The 20,702-nt window shown below is 57.6% G+C and carries 18 protein-coding genes; 13 read left to right on the top strand and 5 right to left on the bottom strand.

The genetic code is table 11. The features are described 5' to 3' along the window. Nucleotides 1–22: 22 nt before the first annotated feature. Nucleotides 23–808 (top strand): alpha/beta fold hydrolase, encoded by a 786-nt coding sequence (locus tag HMPREF9238_RS01295; RefSeq protein WP_040316425.1) that lies wholly within the window; start codon nt 23–25, stop codon nt 806–808. Between the two features lie 77 nt (nt 809–885). On the opposite strand, the gene HMPREF9238_RS01290 is transcribed toward HMPREF9238_RS01295, so the two are convergent. Continuing rightward, a complete protein-coding gene (locus tag HMPREF9238_RS01290) occupies nt 886–1,215 on the bottom strand; it encodes a YciI family protein (protein WP_016443628.1) in 330 nt (109 codons plus the stop codon). A gap of 167 nt (nt 1,216–1,382) precedes the next feature. Here HMPREF9238_RS01290 and uvrA point away from each other — a divergent pair, with 167 nt between their 5' ends. Continuing rightward, nucleotides 1,383–4,220 carry an excinuclease ABC subunit UvrA gene (gene uvrA / locus HMPREF9238_RS01285; RefSeq protein WP_016443627.1) on the top strand — a complete coding sequence of 946 codons (2,838 nt, stop codon included), beginning with the start codon at nt 1,383–1,385 and terminating at the stop codon, nt 4,218–4,220. A gap of 72 nt (nt 4,221–4,292) precedes the next feature. Here uvrA and HMPREF9238_RS01280 read toward each other — a convergent pair whose 3' ends face one another. Both HMPREF9238_RS01280 and HMPREF9238_RS01275 read right to left on the bottom strand, forming a co-directional pair. Continuing rightward, on the bottom strand, nt 4,293–4,976 hold the full coding sequence (locus tag HMPREF9238_RS01280; RefSeq protein ID WP_016443626.1) for an SDR family oxidoreductase: 684 nt from the start codon (nt 4,974–4,976) through the stop codon (nt 4,293–4,295). A gap of 34 nt (nt 4,977–5,010) precedes the next feature. Next, nucleotides 5,011–6,819 (bottom strand): AMP-dependent synthetase/ligase, encoded by a 1,809-nt coding sequence (locus HMPREF9238_RS01275; RefSeq protein ID WP_016443625.1) that lies wholly within the window; start codon nt 6,817–6,819, stop codon nt 5,011–5,013. A gap of 121 nt (nt 6,820–6,940) precedes the next feature. On the opposite strand from HMPREF9238_RS01275, the gene HMPREF9238_RS01270 reads away from it, so the two are divergent. From HMPREF9238_RS01270 to HMPREF9238_RS09165, 10 genes are all read left to right on the top strand, one after another. After that, nucleotides 6,941–7,528, top strand: a complete 588-nt coding sequence (locus tag HMPREF9238_RS01270; RefSeq protein ID WP_016443624.1) for a methylated-DNA--[protein]-cysteine S-methyltransferase — start codon at nt 6,941–6,943, stop codon at nt 7,526–7,528. A 151-nt stretch (nt 7,529–7,679) separates the two neighbouring features. Next, nucleotides 7,680–9,728 (top strand): excinuclease ABC subunit UvrC, encoded by a 2,049-nt coding sequence (gene uvrC, locus HMPREF9238_RS01265; protein ID WP_016443623.1) that lies wholly within the window; start codon nt 7,680–7,682, stop codon nt 9,726–9,728. Next, nucleotides 9,725–10,681: an RNase adapter RapZ gene (rapZ, locus tag HMPREF9238_RS01260; protein ID WP_016443622.1), complete on the top strand. Its 957-nt coding sequence runs from the start codon at nt 9,725–9,727 to the stop codon at nt 10,679–10,681. Before uvrC ends, rapZ begins: the two co-directional genes overlap by 4 nt. 2 nt (nt 10,682–10,683) lie before the next feature. Next, the gene (locus tag HMPREF9238_RS01255) at nt 10,684–11,694 is read left to right on the top strand and encodes a gluconeogenesis factor YvcK family protein (protein WP_016443621.1); all 1,011 of its coding nucleotides are present in this window, start codon (nt 10,684–10,686) and stop codon (nt 11,692–11,694) included. Between the two features lie 16 nt (nt 11,695–11,710). Continuing rightward, nucleotides 11,711–12,691: a DNA-binding protein WhiA gene (gene whiA / locus HMPREF9238_RS01250; RefSeq protein ID WP_016443620.1), complete on the top strand. Its 981-nt coding sequence runs from the start codon at nt 11,711–11,713 to the stop codon at nt 12,689–12,691. Between the two features lie 249 nt (nt 12,692–12,940). After that, nucleotides 12,941–13,945 carry a type I glyceraldehyde-3-phosphate dehydrogenase gene (gap, locus tag HMPREF9238_RS01245; protein WP_016443619.1) on the top strand — a complete coding sequence of 335 codons (1,005 nt, stop codon included), beginning with the start codon at nt 12,941–12,943 and terminating at the stop codon, nt 13,943–13,945. A gap of 98 nt (nt 13,946–14,043) precedes the next feature. Continuing rightward, nucleotides 14,044–15,234: a phosphoglycerate kinase gene (locus HMPREF9238_RS01240; protein WP_016443618.1), complete on the top strand. Its 1,191-nt coding sequence runs from the start codon at nt 14,044–14,046 to the stop codon at nt 15,232–15,234. 5 nt (nt 15,235–15,239) lie between these two features. Beyond that, nucleotides 15,240–16,016, top strand: a complete 777-nt coding sequence (gene tpiA / locus HMPREF9238_RS01235) for a triose-phosphate isomerase (protein ID WP_016443617.1) — start codon at nt 15,240–15,242, stop codon at nt 16,014–16,016. A 163-nt stretch (nt 16,017–16,179) separates the two neighbouring features. Further along, nucleotides 16,180–16,422, top strand: coding sequence for a preprotein translocase subunit SecG (gene secG / locus HMPREF9238_RS01230; RefSeq protein ID WP_016443616.1), 243 nt, complete (start codon nt 16,180–16,182; stop codon nt 16,420–16,422). A gap of 1 nt (nt 16,423) precedes the next feature. Next, complete coding sequence (locus tag HMPREF9238_RS09165; RefSeq protein WP_156824359.1) at nt 16,424–16,711, top strand: RNA polymerase-binding protein RbpA; 288 nt, start codon at nt 16,424–16,426, stop codon at nt 16,709–16,711. Here the strand turns inward: HMPREF9238_RS09165 and pgl are convergent. Further along, nucleotides 16,708–17,466 (bottom strand): 6-phosphogluconolactonase, encoded by a 759-nt coding sequence (gene pgl, locus HMPREF9238_RS08525; RefSeq protein WP_016443615.1) that lies wholly within the window; start codon nt 17,464–17,466, stop codon nt 16,708–16,710. The two genes, HMPREF9238_RS09165 and pgl, sit on opposite strands and share 4 nt — an antisense overlap. Nucleotides 17,467–17,559: 93 nt before the next feature. Then, nucleotides 17,560–19,623, bottom strand: coding sequence for a transketolase (gene tkt, locus HMPREF9238_RS01220; protein WP_016443614.1), 2,064 nt, complete (start codon nt 19,621–19,623; stop codon nt 17,560–17,562). A 115-nt stretch (nt 19,624–19,738) separates the two neighbouring features. On the opposite strand from tkt, the gene HMPREF9238_RS01215 reads away from it, so the two are divergent. After that, nucleotides 19,739–20,671: a site-specific tyrosine recombinase XerD gene (locus HMPREF9238_RS01215; RefSeq protein ID WP_016443613.1), complete on the top strand. Its 933-nt coding sequence runs from the start codon at nt 19,739–19,741 to the stop codon at nt 20,669–20,671. Nucleotides 20,672–20,702: the final 31 nt, after the last annotated feature.

Here is a 20,702-nt window from a genome sequence, read left to right as displayed (position 1 = left end):
GCGTTCGCAGTATCGTGGAGACATGACAACACTTAGTTATGACGTCTTTGGGCCGGCTGATGCGCCGGTCGTCTTCCTTGGATCAGCGCTCGGCGCAGACCGCGAGATGTGGAATGAGGTGGCACCGGGACTGAGCGATTACCGCGTGGTTCGCTTCGATTTCCCCGGGCACGGTCACTCGCACGTACCCGATGTTGCGGGGCAGCTAACTCCCGCAAAGCTGGGAGAATACATTCTCGAAATTGCTAACGAGCTAAACGTGGAACGTTTCCACATTGCGGGCCTGTCCCTTGGTGGCATGATGGCGCTGTGGATGGCGATTAACCACCCGCAGCGTGTCCAAAGCCTGGTCATGATGTGCTCTGGCCCGGTCCTGCTTCCTTCTAATGCTTGGGTAGAGCGGGCTGAGCTCGTGCGCGAGCAGGGTACGAGCGCCCTGGTGGAGGCCACGCTACAGCGCTGGTTCACGCCCTCGTTCTATGAGCTAAATGGGCCGGGCGTGCAGCGAACCCGGCAGACGTTCTTGGATTGCGCCGATGAGGGTTATGCCAAGTGCTGTGAGGTTATTGCAAATATGGACAATCGCGCAGGCCTTGTCTCTCTATTTCAACCGATTACCGTTGTAAGGGCGGAGTTTGACACAACGTTACCGGAAGATGCTGCGCTTGAGCTGGTAGCTTCTCTTCGCGAGGGCGGAAATCAGCAGGTGAATTTGGAATACGTGAAGGGCGCTGCTCACCTGGCCGCTGTCGAACAACCCAAACAGGTGTTGCAGGCACTCCTCGCGCATCTGCGCAAATACGCCTAAACGCGGTCTATAAAGCTTGAGGCACAGAAAAGTGCGGGGCGTGGTGGAAGAAACAGCCCCGCACTTAGCGTTTGCCTCTACGGGTTTGAGATGGGGAAGTCGGAGACGTTAGAGAAGCGTTCAGCCAGATCGCCAATGGTCGGCTTCCACTCTCGAATAATGATGTTGGTTACGAGGCCGTGTGCGAAGAACGGGTCTTGTTCTAGCAGGTCGCGTGCCTCCTGGGCGGTTTCGGTGCGCATGATTAGCAATGCACCCGCGTGACTGGCCTCCCGTAGGTGGCCAGAGGTGAACAGCTTTCCCTGCTTGTGCAGTTTGCGAAGGTACTCGCGGTGCGCGGGGCGCCAGTTGTCAATCAGGGCAAGAAGCTGCGGCTCATATTCATAAATTACGGCGTATGTGTGCATAACTACATTCTCTCTCGTAATCGAGAGTTTTTCAGCTGGACAAGCCGCAGATCTCACTTTTCTCCGCGATTTGTACGGACGTGGGTGCGCTAAAGGTCCGGATGACACCGGTTTTGCTGTAATCGAACAAATGTGCGCTTTCGCGCCGCGCTATTTAGGGTAGAGGTGTGAATGATTCGCTAATTGTCCGCGGTGCGCGCCAGCATAATTTGAAAAGTGTAGACCTGGATCTGCCCAGGGAATCGATGATTGTGTTCACAGGTCTTTCGGGCTCGGGCAAGTCCTCGCTGGCTTTTGACACGATTTTCGCGGAGGGCCAGCGTCGGTACGTGGAGTCGCTGTCTTCCTATGCGCGCCAGTTTTTAGGCCAAATGGATAAGCCGGACGTTGATTTCATTGAGGGATTGTCACCGGCGGTATCGATTGATCAAAAGTCCACGTCGCGCAACCCGCGTTCAACGGTTGGCACAATCACGGAGATTCACGATTATTTGCGTTTGTTGTATGCGCGAGCGGGCGTCCAACACTGCCCGCAGTGCATGGCGGAGATTACGGCGCAAACACCCCAGCAGATTGTGGACTCGGTGTTGGAACTTCCCGAAAGCACCCGATTCCTCGTTCTTGCACCCCTTGTAAGGGGCCGCAAGGGCGAGTATCAGGATCTGTTTGAAGAGATGCGCCAGAAAGGCTTTGCGCGCGTTCGCGTGGACGGTGAGCAGCTTCGGCTCGACCAGGATATCCAGCTGGATAAGAACCTGAAGCACACCATCGATGTGGTGGTGGACCGTCTGGTGATTAAAGCTGGGTTGCGCCAGCGCCTTACGGATTCGGTGGAGACAGCCCTGGAGCTAACCAACGGTATTTTGGTGATCGAACGCATTGATTTAGATGAGGATGACCCGCACCGCTCGCGCCGTTATTCCGAGGCCAGGGCGTGTCCGAATGGTCACCCGTTGATGCTTGAGGAGATTGAGCCGCGCACGTTCTCATTCAACGCGCCCTACGGTGCGTGCCCGGAATGTTCGGGGATTGGTTCGAAGTTGGAAGTGGATCCGGATCTGCTGGTACCCGATGAGGACGTTTCCTTACAAGATGGCGCGATTGCCGTGTGGACGGCCAACAACAAGTACCATGCGAACCTACTGAAAGCACTGGCTAAAAAGCTCGACTTTTCAATGACGACACCGTGGAAGGATTTGCCGAAGAAGATCCAAAAGGCGGTTTTATACGGCAATGACTACGAGGTGCACGTTCGGTATAAGAACCGGTGGGGAAGGCAACGCGCCTACACAACGGGCTTTGAGGGCGCCGTCAACTACATTGAGCGTAAACGTTCTGAAACGGAATCTGAGAACCAGTTGGAGCGTCTCGATTCTTTCATGAGGGAGGTGCCGTGCCCAGTCTGTAAGGGGGCGCGGCTGAAGCCGGAGGTTCTCGCGGTCACGGTTGGTGATCTTTCGATCGCGGCGCTTTCGAATCTGTCAATCCTAGAGGCGCGCGACTTCTTGAAGAACGTACACCTTCAGGGCAGGGCGAAACAGATCGCTGCCCCGGTGCTCACCGAAATTTTGGTGCGCCTCAACTTCTTGGTGGACGTGGGGTTGAACTATTTGACGCTGTCGCGCTCCGCAGGCACGCTTTCTGGAGGTGAAGCCCAGCGCATTAGGTTGGCCACCCAGATCGGATCCGGTCTGGTAGGCGTGCTATACGTGCTCGATGAGCCGTCCATCGGCCTGCATCAGCGCGACAATAGGCGGCTTATTGACACGCTGATGCGCCTGCGCGACCTCGGAAATACTCTCATCGTTGTTGAACACGATGAAGAGACGATGGAAGCCGCAGATTGGATAGTGGATATCGGTCCGGGCGCGGGTGAGTATGGCGGGCAGATCGTTCATTCCGGCACGTTGCAGGCGCTAAAGGAGAATAAGAAGTCGATCACGGGAGACTACCTTTCGGGGCGCAAGTCGATCGCCACGCCAAAGGAACGGCGCCCCGTGGATTCCCGGCGCATGCTAACGGTGCGCGGAGCGGTGGAGAACAACTTGCAGAACCTAACGGTTGAGTTCCCCCTCGGGCTTTTTGTGGCGGTTACAGGTGTTTCGGGCTCGGGCAAGTCCACTTTGGTGAACACGATTTTGTACCGCTCCTTGGCGTCGAAACTGAACCGCGCCCAGATCGTGCCAGGCCGTCACCGCACCATTACGGGCGTGGAGGATCTGGACAAGGTTGTGCACGTGGATCAATCACCGATTGGGCGCACGCCGCGCTCAAACCCCGCCACGTACACGGGCGTGTGGGATCACGTGCGCACACTGTTCGCACAGACGCAAGAGGCGCAGGTGCGCGGCTACAAGCCGGGCCGGTTCTCATTCAACGTGAAGGGCGGGCGTTGTGAGTCTTGCAAGGGCGATGGCACCATCAAGATCGAGATGAACTTCCTGCCCGACGTGTACGTACCCTGCGAGGTTTGCGGTGGGAAACGCTATAACCGCGAGACGTTGGAAATCGAATATAAAGGCAAAAACGTTTCCGACATTTTGGACATGCCTATTTCCGAGGGCGCGAAGTTCTTTGCGCACATTCCTCGTATTGCCCGGCATTTGAACACGCTAGTTGAGGTGGGCCTGGGGTATGTGCGCCTGGGCCAGTCCGCAACTACGCTATCGGGTGGTGAGGCGCAACGCGTGAAGCTGGCCGCTGAGTTGCAGAAACGTTCGCGTGGCCGCACGGTGTACGTGTTGGATGAGCCCACCACGGGTCTTCACAGTGAGGACATTCGCAAGTTACTCCTGGTGTTGCAGGGCTTGGTTGATAAGGGCAACACGGTGATCGTGATTGAGCACAATCTGGACGTGATTAAGTCCGCTGATTGGGTTATCGACATGGGGCCTGAGGGAGGCTCTGGCGGCGGCAAAGTAATTGCAACGGGCACTCCCGAGCAGGTCTGTGAAGTTAAAGGCTCTTTCACCGGCCAGTATTTAGCGAAGATCCTCGCCAAATAGGGCCGAACCTCGCCAAATACGGCGTGCCCAACGCGGCACCACGCCCAGGCCCGGCCTTCGGGCGGGCGGTGTTTAGATTTGATTAATGGGACGCACCGAGATCACTTCAACGGTGGCATCCTCAGTTGCATCGAGGGTGAGTCGCACGGCTTTCGCAATCGACTCGGGGCGCACGTGATCGCCGGCATTGTAATCGCGGCCAGCCTGTTCTTGGATCTGCACCTGCATGTCGGTGTCGACGCGGCCCGGATGCACGGAGCTGACCCGAACAGTGCCGCGCTCTTCTTCGCGTAGCGCGTCCGTCAGCGCGCGCAGGGCGAACTTCGAGGCGGAGTACAGGCCCCAGCCTGGCTTTGAGTTGAACCCGGACCCCGAGTTGATTGCCACCACTTGGCCGCGCGCATTGCGCAGTGCGGGTAGCAGGTGCTTCACTAGGCTCGCTTGGGCTATCACGTTCACGTCCAGAATCGTTTCCCAGTCTTCACGCGTGGCTTCCGCAATGGGTTTGCCCATGGAAATGCCAGCGGACAGCACCAGCGCGTCAAGCGAGTCGATCTTCGCGCATGCTTCGCGTACGGCCTCCTCGTCCGTAATATCAACCACCCAAGGCTCTGCCGATTCGAGGCTGGAAGCCACGCGCGCGGCAACCTCACTGCGACCTCCTACAAGAACGTGCCAATCTTTAGCCAGGTCTTCGCAAATGGCGCGCCCAATGCCGCGCGTGCCGCCGGTGACAAGTACTGTTTTTCTGCTCATAACTCCACCCTAAAGGATCCCTGCGCGTCCGGCTTTACTTGGCATAGAGCACTTCGATCTCGTCGGCGAAGTCTCGCGCGACGTCGGCTCGTTTGAGTTTCATGGAGGGGGTTAGGTAGCCATTGTCAACGGTGAATTCTGCGTTAATGATGCGGAATTTGCGGATCGATTCGGCTTTGGAAACAGACTTGTTCGCCCGGGCAATCGCCTTATCCAGTGACGCGATGACGCGCGGATGCTGGGCAGCCTGCGTCACATCCATGTTTTCCAGGCCGTGATTTGCCAGCCACGTGGGAAGCATCTCGCGGTCAAGAGTGATGATCGCGCCGATGAAAGGCTTCTGGTCGCCAACCACGATGACGTGGGAGACGAGCGGGTGGGTGACAAGCGATTCTTCGAGGCCGGCGGGAGCTACGTTCTTGCCTCCGGCGGTGACGATGATGTCTTTCTTCCGGCCGGTGATGTAGAGGTTGCCGCGCCGATCCATGTGGCCGATGTCCCCGGTGTGGAACCAGCCGTCCTTGTCGAATGCTTCGGCACTCGCCTCCGAGTTGTTCATGTAACCGGGGGTAATGGACACGCCTTTAACCAGGATTTCCCCCTCGTCGTCAAGCGTAATAGTGTTGCCGGGCAGGACTTGTCCTACGGAACCCATGATGGGATTGCGCGGGTCAGACAGACTAATTGGGCCGGTGCTTTCGGATAGTCCCCAGCCTTCGTAAACGGTCAGGCCCATGCCGCGGAAGAAATGCCCGAGGGTGGGGGAAAGCGGCGCTCCTCCGGAGATGACGTACTTCATGTTGGGGCCAAGCAGACACCGGATTTTGCTGAGCACAACGCGGTCAGCCCACGTGCGCTTGCGGCGCTGGGCAACGGTGGGGCCAAACGTTGTTTCCATGGCTTTCGAGTAGTCGATCGCCGCCTGCGCTGCCCAGCGGAACAATTTGCGCTTGGCGCCTTTGCCAGCTTTGGCTTCGGCGGAGTTGTATATTTTTTCAAGCACGCGCGGCACCAGTAGAAGCAAGGATGGTTGGAAGCTCTCGATATCGGAAAGTAGGTTCTTGGTGTCGGGGGAGTGGCTGAACACGCCCCGCCCAGAAATCACCGCGAGTTGCACGAAGCGGGCGAGCACGTGTGCGAGCGGGAGGAATAGCAGGAAGCGTGTTTGGGTGGAGTAAAGAATGTTCGGCACTACTTGGGCGATGGATTTGGTGGTGCCCACGAAGTTGCGGTGCGTGAGGATCACGCCCTTGGGAACGCCCGTGGTGCCCGAGGTGTAGATAACGGTGGCGATGGTATCTACGTGAAGTTCGGCTTGTGCAGCGCGCAGGTTTTCTTCGGCCACAGAGGTGGCGGCCTCAAGAATCGTGCGGATGGCGCCGGATTCGAATGTTATGATTCGCTTAACGGTTGGCGTGTTGGCGTGTTCGATTAGTTGGGCGCGCGCATGGGTGTCACAGATGGCGAGGCGCACGCTCGCGTCTTTGCAGATCCACTCGATTTGTTGCACTGAGTCAGACTCGTAGATGGGAACTACGATCACACCAAGGGATAGCGCCGCCAGATCTATGAGAGTCCATTCTGGCCTCGTGGATGACATGATTGCGAGCGCATCGCCCTGTTTTAGACCCAGGCCCAGCAGGCCGCGAGCGATGTCGTCAATCTCTGTGACGAAGCGTTTGGCCGTGACCTTGTACCATCCTCCAACTTCGCGGCGGCGTTCCATCACTACATCGTTTGGGCGGCGGCGGGCGCGTTCGCGTAGCGCAGTGAGGATTGTTTCGTTTTGGCTAATTGTGTATTCGGCCTTCGCAGTGCGGGTTTGGTAGTTTAGGCGGCTCATCGGCGCTCCTTTGGAAGTTTTCGGTTTCGATAATGATTCCAATAGGTTTTGTGCGCGTCGAATACACAATTGTATGTTTAAGAAAACCGCTTCGTTTCGGCGTGATTAATTGCTTTGACCAGTGTCTATTACGCAAACGTTTTGTTGTTACTGGGTTGAAGGGGATAGTGAGTTGGTTTTGCGCCATACTCTGACAGTCACCTCTTTGGGTGAACTGAGTTTGGTTGCGCAAGGCGAGTTTTTGGTGGGCGTGTATTTTCCGGATCATCATCCGGCGCCGAGTGAGCAGGATTTGGGTGCGTGGGTGTCGCCGGCAGACAGTGTGCTTAGCGCGGCTGCGGATCAGATTCACGATTATTTGGCAGGGCAGCGCTTGGACTTCACCGTGCCTTTTAAACTACCTGATCTGGGTTTTTACACGCAGGTTTGGAGGTGCTTGCAAAAGATCCCATACGGCGCTGTTTCAACTTATAAGGAAGTTGCGCAGGCCGTGGGGAGGCCACGCTCGTATCGGGCAGTGGGAACGGCTGTGGGACATAATCCGTTATCGCTTGTTGTGCCTTGTCACCGGGTAATCGCGTCGGATGGCACGCTGTCGGGTTACGCGGGCGGCGTGGATCGTAAACGTTCGCTTTTGCAGTTGGAACACCGCGTGGCCCACGCCCGAGGCCTAGATACCCACGAGCCGGACTTGTTAACTGGGATTTGACCGGCTTTCTGAAAGCACTGCGCGCGAGCCTAAAGGGGCATATCAGCGCCCGAAGCTTCCCGGTTTGATTGGCAATGCCGTGCAAGTAAGCGAATCGATAATAGCGGACGCGCCTGTCGCCCTCGTTGCTTAAACTTCGTAGAATCGAGGCGTGGCTGACCCTGTAACTTATCGTCCGAAGACGTCTGAGATCCCCACTGAACCTGGGGTGTATCGTTTTCGTGACGCTGAGGGCCGCGTCATTTACGTGGGTAAAGCCAAGAACTTGCGTAACCGCCTCACCAGTTATTTTCAGGACCCAGCGAACCTGCATCCGCGCACCCAACAGATGGTGTTCTCTGCAGCATCAGTGCAGTGGACGGTTGTAGCAACTGAAGTTGAAGCGCTCACCCTCGAATACTCGTGGATCAAACAGTACGATCCACGATTCAACGTCATGTACCGCGACGACAAGTCCTACCCCTATCTTGCAGTATCGATGGGGGAGGACGTCCCCCGAATGCAAATCATGCGCGGGGCGCGGCGGAACGACACCCGCTATTTTGGCCCTTACTCGCAAGTGTGGGCCATCCGCGAAACCGTAGACCAACTCCAACGAGTATTCCCCATCCGCACCTGCTCCACAGGCGTCTACCAGCGCGCACAGCGTTCCGGACGGCCCTGCCTACTCGGCTACATCGAACGTTGCTCTGCACCCTGCGTTGGCAAAATCTCAGAGCAAGACCACTACGAGCTAGCCGAACAACTATGCCAATTCATGTCCGGCAAAGTGGGCCCCTACATTCGCAACCTCAAAACCCAAATGAAACAGGCCGCCGCAAAGCTCGACTTTGAACGCGCCGCCCGCCTGCGCGACTTAGTGGCCGCACTCGAAAAAGTCCTCGAACAAAACGCTGTGGTACTCGGCGACGGCACAGACGCAGACGTATTCGCCCAAGTAGTTGACGAACTCGAAGCCGCAGTCCAAGTGTTCCACGTGCGTGGTGGCCGCATCCGCGGCGTGCGCGGCTGGGTAGTAGATCGCCCCGACAACACCAGCGAAGCTGAACTCATGCAGCGCCTCCTCCAACAGGTGTACGCCGAAGCCACGCGCGAAGATGTGTACGAACGCGTCGCCGCTGTCTCGGTAGACGACGTCGAACACGCTCCAACCTCGGCGGTTCCGCGCGAGGTTCTCGTCTCAGTCCTACCTGCTGATGCCGACGCCGTCACCCAGTGGCTCACCGAGATTCGCGGCGCCAACGTAGACCTACGCATCCCCCAACGCGGCGAAAAACGCGCCCTCATGGAAACCGTACACGCCAACGCGGAGCACGCCCTGCGCCTGCACAAAACCAAGCGGGCCGGTGATCTAACCCAGCGCAGCCAAGCTCTCGAAGAACTGCGTGACTACCTGGATCTTTCATCCGCACCGCTACGCATCGAATGTTACGACGTATCTCACACGATGGGCACAAACCAAGTGGCATCCATGGTTGTATTCGAAGATGGCGCACCCCGCAAAACCGACTACCGCCACTTCACCATCCGGGGCGAGGACGGCGAGGGCGTGGCGGATGATACCGCCGCGATGCGTGAAACTCTTACCCGCCGTTTCAAAAGGCTCCTTGCTGAAGAGGCGGGGGAGTCCGGTTACGACGATGACGGCATTGAACTGGCCTCCGGCCCGGTAGACCCGCACACCGGCCTGCCCCGCAGATTCTCCTACCGGCCCGACCTGGTGGTAGTTGACGGCGGCCTGCCGCAAGTAAACGCCGCCTCAACAACCCTGGAAGATCTCGGTATAAACGTGTCCGTAGTGGGCCTAGCAAAACGCCTGGAGGAAGTGTGGATCCCCGGTGACGACTTCCCGGTAATTCTGCCGCGCACCTCACCCGGGCTGTACCTACTGCAACATCTGCGTGACGAATCGCACCGCTTTGCCATCACCCATCACCGCCAAAAACGCTCCCGGGCGATGAAACGTTCCGTTCTCGATAAAGTGCCTGGGCTCGGGCCAGGTAGGCAGGCGGAACTACTCAAGAAGTTCAAATCAGTGAAGAAGATCCGCGAGGCCAGTGTGGAAGAACTCCAAACCACCCCCGGCGTTGGTCCGGTGCTGGCACAAACCATTTTTGACTTCTTCCATGCGGACGCGAATACGACCCGCCCCAATGAAAGCGAGACGAGCGGCCAAAAGGCTGGCAGACTAGACACATGAGTGAAGACACGAAGTCGGTAACCGAAAACAACCCGCCAACCGTGCCCGCAGGCATTCCGCTACTTGATGAAATGGCACGGCTTCCAAAAGCGCGCGACCCGGAGCTCATCATCATCTCCGGAATGTCGGGTGCTGGCCGCACGCGAGCGTCGATGGCACTGGAAGACCTCGACTGGTACGTCGTAGACAACCTTCCGCCCGCGCTCCTGCCCGCCCTCGCCGGCATGATGACCGTGGATGGAGCGGGCGTGCACCGCCTGGGCGCTGTGGTAGATGTTCGTAGCCGGGAGTTCTTCAATGACTTCGAGGACGTGCTCGCGAAACTGAATGAAGATTCGGTGACTTACCGCATTATCTTTCTAGAGGCGGACGAACCCACACTCGTACGCCGATACGAGTCCAACAGGCGCCCACACCCATTGCAGGGCGATGGACGCATCCTGGACGGAATTCGCAAGGAAAAGCAGATGCTGGCCCCGCTGCGCGCTCGCGCGGACGAGATCATCGACACCTCGAAAATGTCTGTGCATGACCTCACTCGGCACATGCGCGATATCGTTGCAGGTGAGGCCGACACACAACTGAAGCTCACGGTCATGTCTTTCGGCTTCAAATACGGTCTGCCGCTTGACGCGGACCACGTGCTGGACGTGCGCTTCTTGGCAAACCCGTATTGGGTTAGCGAACTTCGCCACCTGACTGGGCGGGATGAGCCGGTTGCGAAATACGTGCTCGAACAACCCGGAGCCCGCGATTTTGCCATTAACTACGCCAAACTTTTGGCCCCAATGATCCGCGGCTACGTGAATGAGCTGAAACCTTTTACTACCATCGCGGTAGGATGCACTGGCGGCAAACACAGGTCAGTTGCCATGAGCGAACTGATTGCCGCCACTTTGCGTAACGAAGGTTTCCCAGTCCGTGTACTGCACAGGGACCTGGGTAGGGAGTAATTGTGGCGGGTTTACTGGACGCAAACGGCTGGCCGCGCAGGGGAGAGGCCGGCACGCGAGTGGTTGCATTTGGTGGTGGCCATGGCTTATCTGCAACGTTGCGTGCCCTGAAACACATAACGCATCAGCTTACGGCAGTGGTGACCGTTGCCGATGACGGCGGATCTTCTGGCCGGCTGCGCAAAGAAATGGACGTGTTACCCCCGGGAGATCTACGGATGGCACTCGCTTCGCTTTGCGATGACTCCGAGTGGGGCCTCACTTGGCGTGACGTCATGCAACACCGTTTCGATACCGAGGGGCCATTGGATGACCACGCCCTCGGCAATCTTCTGATTGTTGCCCTGTGGCAGCTGTTGGATGACCAGGTGGCGGGCCTCGACTGGATCGCACGCCTCCTTGGCGCCCACGGCCGCGTGCTCCCAATGGCGCAGTCCCCATTAGAAATTGAGGCCGATGTGGAAGGCCTCGACGGTGTCACCAGGGTTGTGCGAGGCCAATGCGCCGTGGCCACTGCCGAGGGACAGACCCGCGCGGTTCGCCTCAACCCGGCAGATCCACCGGTTGCCCCCGAGGTTTTGAATGCGATTGCCGAGGCCGAATGGGTAGTGCTCGGCCCCGGTTCGTGGTACACCTCGGTGCTTCCCCACCTGCTCGTGCCAAAACTGCATGACGCCCTCGTTTCTACGCCGGCTCGCCGCGCCCTCGTTTTAAATCTTGCCGCGCAAGAGGGAGAGACAGAGATGCTCTCAGCTGGCGATCACGTGCGCGTCTTAGCTCAGCATGCTCCTGATTTGGCACTGGACGTGGTGATTGCTCAGCCCTCCACGGTGGATGACATTGAAGATCTTGAAAACGCCGCTCGCGATGTTGGCGCTAGACTACTTCTTCGACAGGTGTCGATTGGTGGCGCTCAGCCCTTGCATGACCCGCTCCGTCTTGCTGCTGCGCTACGCGACGCGTTTGATGGTTTCTTGGGTGAAGTGGGCCGCCGCGAGGCTTGGCTAGCTTAGATTTTTGGGAAGGTTTATGTCGCTGACGCTCGCTCTGAAAGAGGAACTGGTTAGAAAACCCGTTGCCACCCCGTCGGAAATGGTTTCCGAGGTGGCCGCGATGTTGCGCTTTGCCGGCGGTTTGCACCTGGTTTCGGGCCGCGTGATTATCGAGGCCGAGGTTGACTTACCCGCCACGGCCGCGCGTCTGCGCACGTTCATGGCGAAGCTGTTCAAGGTGAACTCTTCGGTGGTGATCGTCTCTGGGGGAGCGCTGAAGAAGGGCGACCGCTATGTGGTGCGCGTGGTGGAACGCGCTGACCATCTGGCCCGCATGACCGGCCTGATTGACGCGCAGGGACGTCCGGTGCGCGGCCTGCCCACCCGGATTGTTGCTTCGGGCGACGGGGAAGCGATCGCGGCATGGCGCGGAGCGTTCCTTGCACGCGGTTCGCTGATGGAGCCGGGGAGGTCTTCGGCAATGGAGATCACGGCGCCCGGCCCGGAGGCCGCGCTCGCAATGGCGGGGTTTGCTCGGCGTATGGGCGCGCAAGCTAAGGTGCGGGAGATTCGTAGCGCGCAGCGAGTTGTGGTGCGCGAAGCAGACGGGATCGCCTCGATCCTGCAAGCACTGGACGCGCCAGAAACCCTCGAAGTATGGCAGGCACGCCGAAAGCGCCGCGTTGCTCGGGGGAGTGCGAACCGGCTGGCTAACTTTGATGACGCTAACCTGCGCAGGTCTGCGCGTGCCGCCGTGGTGGCAAGCGCACGGGTGAAGCGCGCGTTCGACATTTTGGGAGACGAGGTGCCCGAGCACTTGCGTGAGGCTGGCGAACTTCGCGTGGCACACCCGCAGGCCTCCCTGGAAGAACTTGGTAAACTCGCCAACCCGCAGCTAACGAAAGACGCAATTGCGGGCCGTATTCGTCGGCTTCTTGCAATGGCGGATAAGCGCGCCCATGAAGACGGGATTCCGGACACGGAAGCAAGCCTGAGCGCTGATTTACTCGAAGGTTAAACAAAATAGCGTTTTCATAGCGAACCTAGATGCTGTATTTGCCTAGCTTTTACCTCCAAAAACCTTTCCAAAACCAGGAGTTTTCCTGGTAATAAAGTAAAAATGGCTCGCGAGCATGCTAAATCAGTCGAAACGGTGTAAATTTAGTACTGCTGGAACCGCAGAAAACTGCGGACTGCATGCCCACGAATTTTGGGCATTCAGTTTCATCAGACGAAAATGCGCCGTAGCGCATTACAGGAGGACATTGTGACTTTCCGCGTCGGTATTAACGGCTTTGGTCGTATTGGCCGTAACTTCTTCCGTGCAGCTCGTGAGCAGGGTGCGGACTTTGAGATTGTTGCCGTCAATGACCTAACTGACAACGAGACCCTCGCACACTTGCTCGAGTGGGATTCCATTCTCGGCAAGCTTGACGCAGACGTAACCTACGATGACGAGTCCATCACCGTTGGTGGCCACCGCATCGCCGCTTTCGCTGAGCGCGACCCCGCCAACATTCCGTGGGGCGACCTCGGTGTTGACATCGTGATTGAGTCCACCGGCTTCTTCACGGATGCAACCAAGGCCAAGGCACACATCGATGGTGGTGCTAAGAAGGTCATCATCTCCGCACCGGCTAAGAATGAAGACGCTACCTTCGTTGTTGGTGTAAACCACACTGACTACGATCCGGCTAAGCACAACATCATTTCGAACGCCTCGTGCACCACGAACTGCCTCGCTCCGATGGCTAAGGTTCTCGATGAGGCCTTCGGCATTGAGCGCGGCCTCATGACCACGATCCACGCTTACACTGGCGACCAGCGCATCCACGACGCTCCGCACAAGGATCTTCGCCGTGCACGCGCCGCTGCGGTCAACATTGTTCCGACCACCACCGGTGCTGCTCGCGCTGTTGCTCTCGTGCTCCCGCAGCTCAAGGGCAAGCTCGACGGCTACGCACTCCGCGTTCCGGTAATCACCGGTTCGGTCACCGACCTCACCTTCACCACGAAGTCCGAGGTCTCGATCGAGTCTGTCAACGCTGCGATGAAGGCTGCTGCTGAGGGCCCGCTTAAGGGCGTCCTTTCGTACTCCGATGGCTACCTCGTATCGACTGACATCGTAACCGACTCGCACTCGTCGATCTTCGACGCGCCGCTAACCAAGGTTATTGGCGACCAGGTGAAGGTTGTTTCCTGGTACGACAACGAGTGGGGCTACTCGAACCGCCTAGTAGACCTGACCAAGTACGTTGGTGAGCGTCTCTAATTAAGAGTCGAGCGTAAAAGTTGGACGCCCGCACATGCTGACGCGTGCGCGGGCGTCTTCTTTAGGCCTGAAGCATTGAACTTCGAGAGGAAGAATTTATGAGAACGATCGAAAGTCTAGGTGACCTTAAAGGAAAGCGCGTCCTGGTTCGTTCGGACTTTAACGTGCCACTAGATGGCCAGACGATCACCGATGACGGCCGTATCCGCGCGGCACTACCCACCTTGAACAAGCTGGTAGAAAGCGGAGCAAAGGTTATCGTCATGGCTCACCTTGGCCGACCCAAGGGCGAGTTTAAGCCTGAGTTCAGCCTCGCCCCGGTTGCGAAGCGTCTGGGCGAACTTGTTCCCGGCAACGTGTTCCTGGCCAAGGACATTACCGGCCCCTCCGCTAAGGAGGAGGTTGCCAAGCTAAACGACGGTGACATCCTTCTGCTAGAAAACGTGCGTTTTGATCCGCGTGAGACCTCAAAGGTTGACGCGGAGCGCGAAGAGTTCGCTTCTGAACTCGCTGAGCTTGCTGACGCTTTCGTATCCGACGGTTTCGGTGTTGTACACCGCAAGCAGGCTTCGGTTTACGACATTGCGAAGAAGCTCCCGTCCGCCGCTGGCCTCCTTGTTCTCAAGGAGATCCAGTCCCTGTCGAAGGCGACCGACAATCCGGAGCGCCCCTACGCGGTTGTACTCGGCGGCTCCAAGGTCTCCGACAAGCTTGGCGTTATCGCTAACTTGCTGAAGAAGGCCGACATGCTCCTCATCGGTGGTGGCATGGCGTTTACATTCCTTAAGGCGAAGGGCTACGAAGTTGGCAAGTCGCTACTGGAAGAAGAGCAGCTAGCCACCGTAAAGGGTTACATTGATGAGGCACAGGAGCGCGGTGTTGACCTCGTTCTTCCTATCGACATCGTGGTTGCGCCCCAGTTTTCGAAGGATGCGACCCCAACCGTAGTTGATGCGGACGCGATTCCCGCTGACCAAATGGGCCTCGACATTGGTCCGAAGTCGCAGGAACTCTACGCTTCGAAGATTGCTTCGGCGAAGACCGTTGCTTGGAACGGCCCGATGGGCGTATTCGAGTTTGAAAACTTCGCCGGGGGCACGAAGGCCGTTGCTCGCGCACTATCTGAGGGCGATTGCTTCTCGGTAGTTGGTGGCGGCGACTCCGCCGCTGCTGTGCGTCTGCTCGGCTTCGACGAATCCACTTTCTCTCACATTTCCACCGGTGGTGGCGCTTCCCTCGAACTCCTTGAGGGCAAGACGCTTCCGGGTATCGCAGTTTTGGAGGACTGATTTATATGGCACGTACGCCGCTTATGGCTGGCAACTGGAAAATGAACATGGATCACCTAGAGGCGATCCACTTGGTCCAGGGCCTAAACCAAGAACTGACCGACGCTAACTTTGATTTCTCAGCTGTTGAGGTAGCTGTCATTCCGCCTTTCACTGACATCCGTTCGGTGCAGACGGTTGTTGAGGGCGACGAGATGAAGATCAAGTATGGCGCTCAGGACGTTTCCACTCACGAGAACGGTGCATACACCGGCGAGATTTCTGCTTCCATGCTTTCCAAGCTTGGCTGCAGCTTCATCGTTGTGGGCCACTCGGAGCGCCGCGAATACCACGGCGAGTCTGACGCCCTGGTGGGGGAAAAAGCACGCGTTGCACTCGCCGCTGGCATGACGCCGATCATCTGCTGTGGTGAGGGCCTTGACGTTCGCAAGGCTGGCAACCAGGTGTCGCACGTACTCGCGCAGATCGATGGTGCCCTAGCGGGTATGTCCGCTGATGACGTCAAGAAGAGCGTTATCGCGTACGAGCCGATCTGGGCTATTGGCACCGGTGAGGTTGCAACCCCTGAGGATGCTCAGGAAGTTTGCGGCGCAATCCGCGTACGCGTAGGAGAACTGTACGACGCAGCAACTGCTGACGCTGTGCGAATCCTTTACGGCGGCTCCGTGAAGTCGGCGAACGTTGCCGACATCATGGCTAAGGAGGACGTCGATGGCGCCCTCGTTGGCGGTGCATCGCTTAAGGCTGACGAGTTCGCAAAGATCGCTCGCTTCAACGCCTAACCTCTTAGTGTGCCTCCACCGGCTAGGAGTCCGGTGGAGGCACATTTTTAGTGAAAGCCACCATGCTCGCGCGCCCGGCTATGAACTTTCGCGATGCCACGCTAGAATCTAAAAGGTTAGAAAAGTTTGTTGAAACGCCGTGGCGTGAAGGAAAACGATTAGCGTGACAGCTGTAAAAATCATCCTGGACGTGTTGCTCGTGATCTCGAGCCTGTTCCTCATCCTCACCATTTTGATGCATAAGGGCCGAGGAGGTGGCCTGTCCGACATGTTCGGTGGAGGTTTCTCATCAACGGCCGGCTCGTCCGGTGTTGCCGAACGCAACCTTAACCGCATCACAATCGGCACCCTTGTTGTTTGGGTTACCGTGATCGTGCTGATCGGTATCTTGACGAAGTTCGCCTAGTTTGGATGCGATAGCGAATATCGAATTCTTTTGCGCGCGTGGCCATGTCACGCGCGTTTCTTATTCTGCAACCTCACTATTCGACGTTCCTAACACCCACCCATGCGGCACGTGTCACCAGGATGCCTTCCGTACGCCTCCCAAGGTGGAACCGGCAGGCGCGCCCGTTCTACGCAAAGATCCACTCGCAACAAGACATTTAGAAGAGGCCACGGCCAGGCGAACTGCCGCTGAACAAGACGCGATCCTTGCAGACGCGCTACGGCGACTGCGTGAAAGTGAGCGTTAGAAGATTCGGTCAATCCGGCTGGCCGCCGACTTATCCACCCACCACTGCGTGCCCACCTGATTCATGGCGCCTGCGGGTACCTCTCTAAAGTTCGCTCCCTGCAGCGCTTGCGCAAACACCGTAGCCTTCTCCTTACCTGCGACTACAAACCATGACGCTCGTGACCGTCGTAGCACGGGAATAGTCATCGAGATCCGCTGCGCCGGAGGTTTGGGGGAGTGCGGTTCGGCCACGTACAAGCCAGTTGCATCGAGCGTGTTGTGCGAAGGGAACAGGGATGCAAAATGCCCATCCTGACCAATCCCCAGTAGGCTCAGATCCAGCGCGATTGAACGCGGATCCAGCAAGGTGTGCACGGAATAAACCGCCACCATTTCTTCTTCGTATTGGCGGGCTGCCGCCTGCAAATTTTTACTGTTTGCCGGCGAAGGGGGCCGGTGTAGCTGAACGATGGGGAAGCGCGATGCCAATGCCTCATCAATGTGGGTATCCGCACGATCGACATGGTCGTGATCCACATAGCGCTCATCGGCCATCCAAATGTGAACCGGGGACCACTGGTCTACGAGGTCGGGGTGGTGATGCATGATATCTGCTATCTTGTGTAGCAAAGTGCTACTAATATCGCTGGCGATACCTAAGTGAATACGGCTACGCTGCTGCGAAAGCTCAGTGATTTTACGGACCAGAGAGAGCGCCACCTTCGCGTGGAGTTCATCAACTGTTCTGTGAACCTGCAAATCTGTTTCCAGCATCGTTCCGCCTTGCTTCCAACTGTGCTCAGTTTACGAGATTGGGGACATAAAAATCTGGAGGCCAGCTACGCTGGCCTCCAGATTAGTTAAACGTTAGGCAAGAACCTCGCGGGCAACCTTAGCTACGTTTTCCTTGGTGAAGCCAAACATTTCCATGAGGTCATCGCCCGAACCTACCTCACCGAAACGCTCCAGCGAAACCGCACGGCCCTTGGCACCCAGGTACTTGTACCAAGGGGCTGCCAGGCCAGCTTCAACGCTAACGCGTGCGGTGACAGCTGCGGGGAGTACAGATTCTTTGTACTCGTCAGACTGCTCGTCGAACCACTCCATGCACGGAACGGATACGACGCGAGCCTTTACGCCCTCATCTGCGAGGAGCTGTGCTGCACCAAGTGCGTGCTGGACTTCCGAACCGGAAGCCATCAAGATGATGTCTGGCCTGCCCTCCGTGTCGCGTAGCACGTAAGCGCCGCGTGCCAGGCCGCTTGCGGGTGCGAGCTCGCCACCACGCTCGGGGTTGGGCAGGTTCTGCCGGGACAGGATGAGGCCAGCCGTGGCATCACGCTTCAAGATCTCCTTCCACGCCTCCGCAGTCTCAGCGGCATCTGCCGGACGAACAATGGACAGGTTAGGAATGGCGCGGTAGGCAGTCAGGTGCTCTACCGGCTGGTGCGTGGGGCCGTCTTCGCCAACGCCAATCGAATCGTGCGTCCACACGAACGTCGTCGGCAATCCCATGAGGGCAGCCAAACGCACAGCGCCGCGCATGTAGTCAGCAAACACGAAGAACGTGCCGCCGTAAACGCGGGTGAGTCCCTCAAGCGCAATACCGTTCATAACCGCGCCCATGGCGTGCTCACGAACACCGAAGTGCAGGTTACGGCCGTACTTATCACCCGGGAACATTGCAGAGCTACGCTCTTGTGGCAGGAACGAAGGCTCGCTGTCCATGAATGTGTTATTCGAGCCGGCCAGGTCGGCCGAGCCACCCCAAAGTTCTGGCAGAACCGGAGCCAGAGCATTCAGCACCTTGCCCGAGGCTGAGCGCGTCGCAACGGCCTTGCCCTCTTCAAACTTCGGGAGTGCGTCTTCCCAGCCCTCGGGCAGTTCCCGCTTTGCGAGACGATCATATAACCTGGCACGCTCCGGGTTAGCCTCCCGCCACTTCGCAAACTTCGCGTCCCACTCGGAGCGAGCCTTCTCGCCGCGCTGCTTCATATTCGCCTGCGCATGAGCAACGGACTCCTCGTCCACAGCAAACATCTTCTGCGGATCAAGGCCAAGCGCTTCCTTCAGGCCCGCTAGGGCCTCGGGGCCAAGTTTCGAACCGTGAATGGCGCCCGTGTTCTGCTTACCCGGGGTAGGCCAGCCGATGATGGTGCGCAGACCAATGATCGATGGACGGTCGGTTTCCGCCAGCGCGTTCTGGATGGCCTCTTCAACAGCTTGGACGTCTTCCTTATATTCGCCGCCCTTGGTCCAATCCACGTGCTGCGTGTGCCAGCCGTAGGCCTCGTAACGCTTCATGACGTCTTCGGTAAACGCAATCGAAGTGTCATCTTCAATGGAGATGTGGTTGTCATCCCAGAAAACAATCAAGTTGCCGAGTTTTTGCGTGCCCGCCAGCGAGGAGGCCTCGGAAGAAATGCCTTCTTGCAAGCAACCGTCGCCCGCGATTACCCAAATGTTATGGTCGAACGGGGATTCGCCGGCAGCGGCGTCCGGATCGAACATGCCGCGAATGCGCCGCTGTGCCATTGCCATACCAACTGCCGAAGAGATGCCCGAGCCGAGCGGGCCCGTGGTGATCTCAATAAAGTCAGTGTGCTTGTACTCGGGGTGCCCCGGCGTCCTCGACTTAAGGCTACGAAACGCCTGCAAATCCTCAAGATCGAGGCCGGCGTCAGCCAAGTACAAAGAGATGTACTGAGTCAAGGACGAGTGACCAGCTGACAGCACAAAACGATCCCGGCCCAGCCACAGGCTGTCTTGCGGATCCATCTTTAGGTGCTTTTGGAAGATTAGGTACGCGAGCGGCGCGAGAGAGATTGCGGTGCCCGGGTGGCCAGATCCTGCATTTTCGACGGCATCGGCAGCCAGCATCTTTGCTGTCTTAACCGCACGATCGTCGAGTTCGTTCCACGAAAAAGTCATGAAAGTAGAGCCTTCCCTTGTCGTTGGTTTTGAAATCGGTCACAATTGTATCGTTTTGATCGTTTTAACGCGTTCCGTGTTTATTTTAACACGAAAATAGGGAACACTTACGAATATGACACCTTTAGTCAATAGTGCTTTGCAGGAGCATCTCGTTGATTTTTTGGATTATCTGAGCGTTGATAGCGGCGCGTCCGAACACACGATCAGCGCATACCGTTCCGATATTTCTCGGTTCCTTGAAGACACACACCTTGAATCACCTGAAGAACTAAACGCCAAGGTCATCAATGCGCACCTGACCGAGCTGTCAACTGGGGAGCTCGGCCGGGCATTTGCGCGCTCCTCCATTGCCCGCGCCCGATCTTCAATCTCGGGATTCGTTAAGTTCTTGATCGAGCAGGACGCGATCCAAAGCGACCCGATGGACGAAGTGGAGTCAATGGCGCCTCCTACGCGACTGCCGAAGGCCTTAACTTTGGATCAGGTGCAAAAGCTAATAGACGCCGTGACTGAAACGCCCGGCCCCATCGGTCTGCGCGATATCGCTGTATTGGAAATGCTGTATGGCACAGGGGCTCGCATTTCCGAACTGACCGGCCTGTATCCGGAAGACCTGCTGCTCGATGATGATGTCCCCGTAGTGCGCCTGTTCGGGAAGGGCCGGAAGGAGCGCCTCGTCCCCCTGGGAAGTTACGCCCGGGACGCCGTGTTGAATTATCTCAAAGAAGGCCGGCCTGAACTCGCAGCCAAGAAAGGCAAAGATAAACACCTATTCTTAAATAAACGCGGGGGAGCGCTATCACGCCAGTCCGCGTGGGAGATCATAAAGAACGCGGCGGCGAAGGCAGAAATCGAGGACGTCTCTCCGCACACTCTGCGCCACTCCTTTGCCACCCACCTGCTGGAGGGCGGCGCTTCGATTCGCGATGTACAAGAACTGCTCGGCCACTCGTCAGTGGTAACCACCCAGATTTACACGAAGGTATCGATTTCGACGTTGCGTGAGGTTCACGCAACTACGCATCCGCGCGCCACCTGCCAGTAGCTTACGGAGCGCATTTTCGAGCGGGCGGCGC

The organism is Gleimia europaea ACS-120-V-Col10b (assembly GCF_000411155.1).
Lineage (GTDB): Bacteria > Actinomycetota > Actinomycetes > Actinomycetales > Actinomycetaceae > Gleimia > Gleimia europaea_B.
The sequence above is the reverse complement of the archived record's forward strand: the minus strand, read 5'-3'. Positions and strand labels throughout refer to the sequence as shown.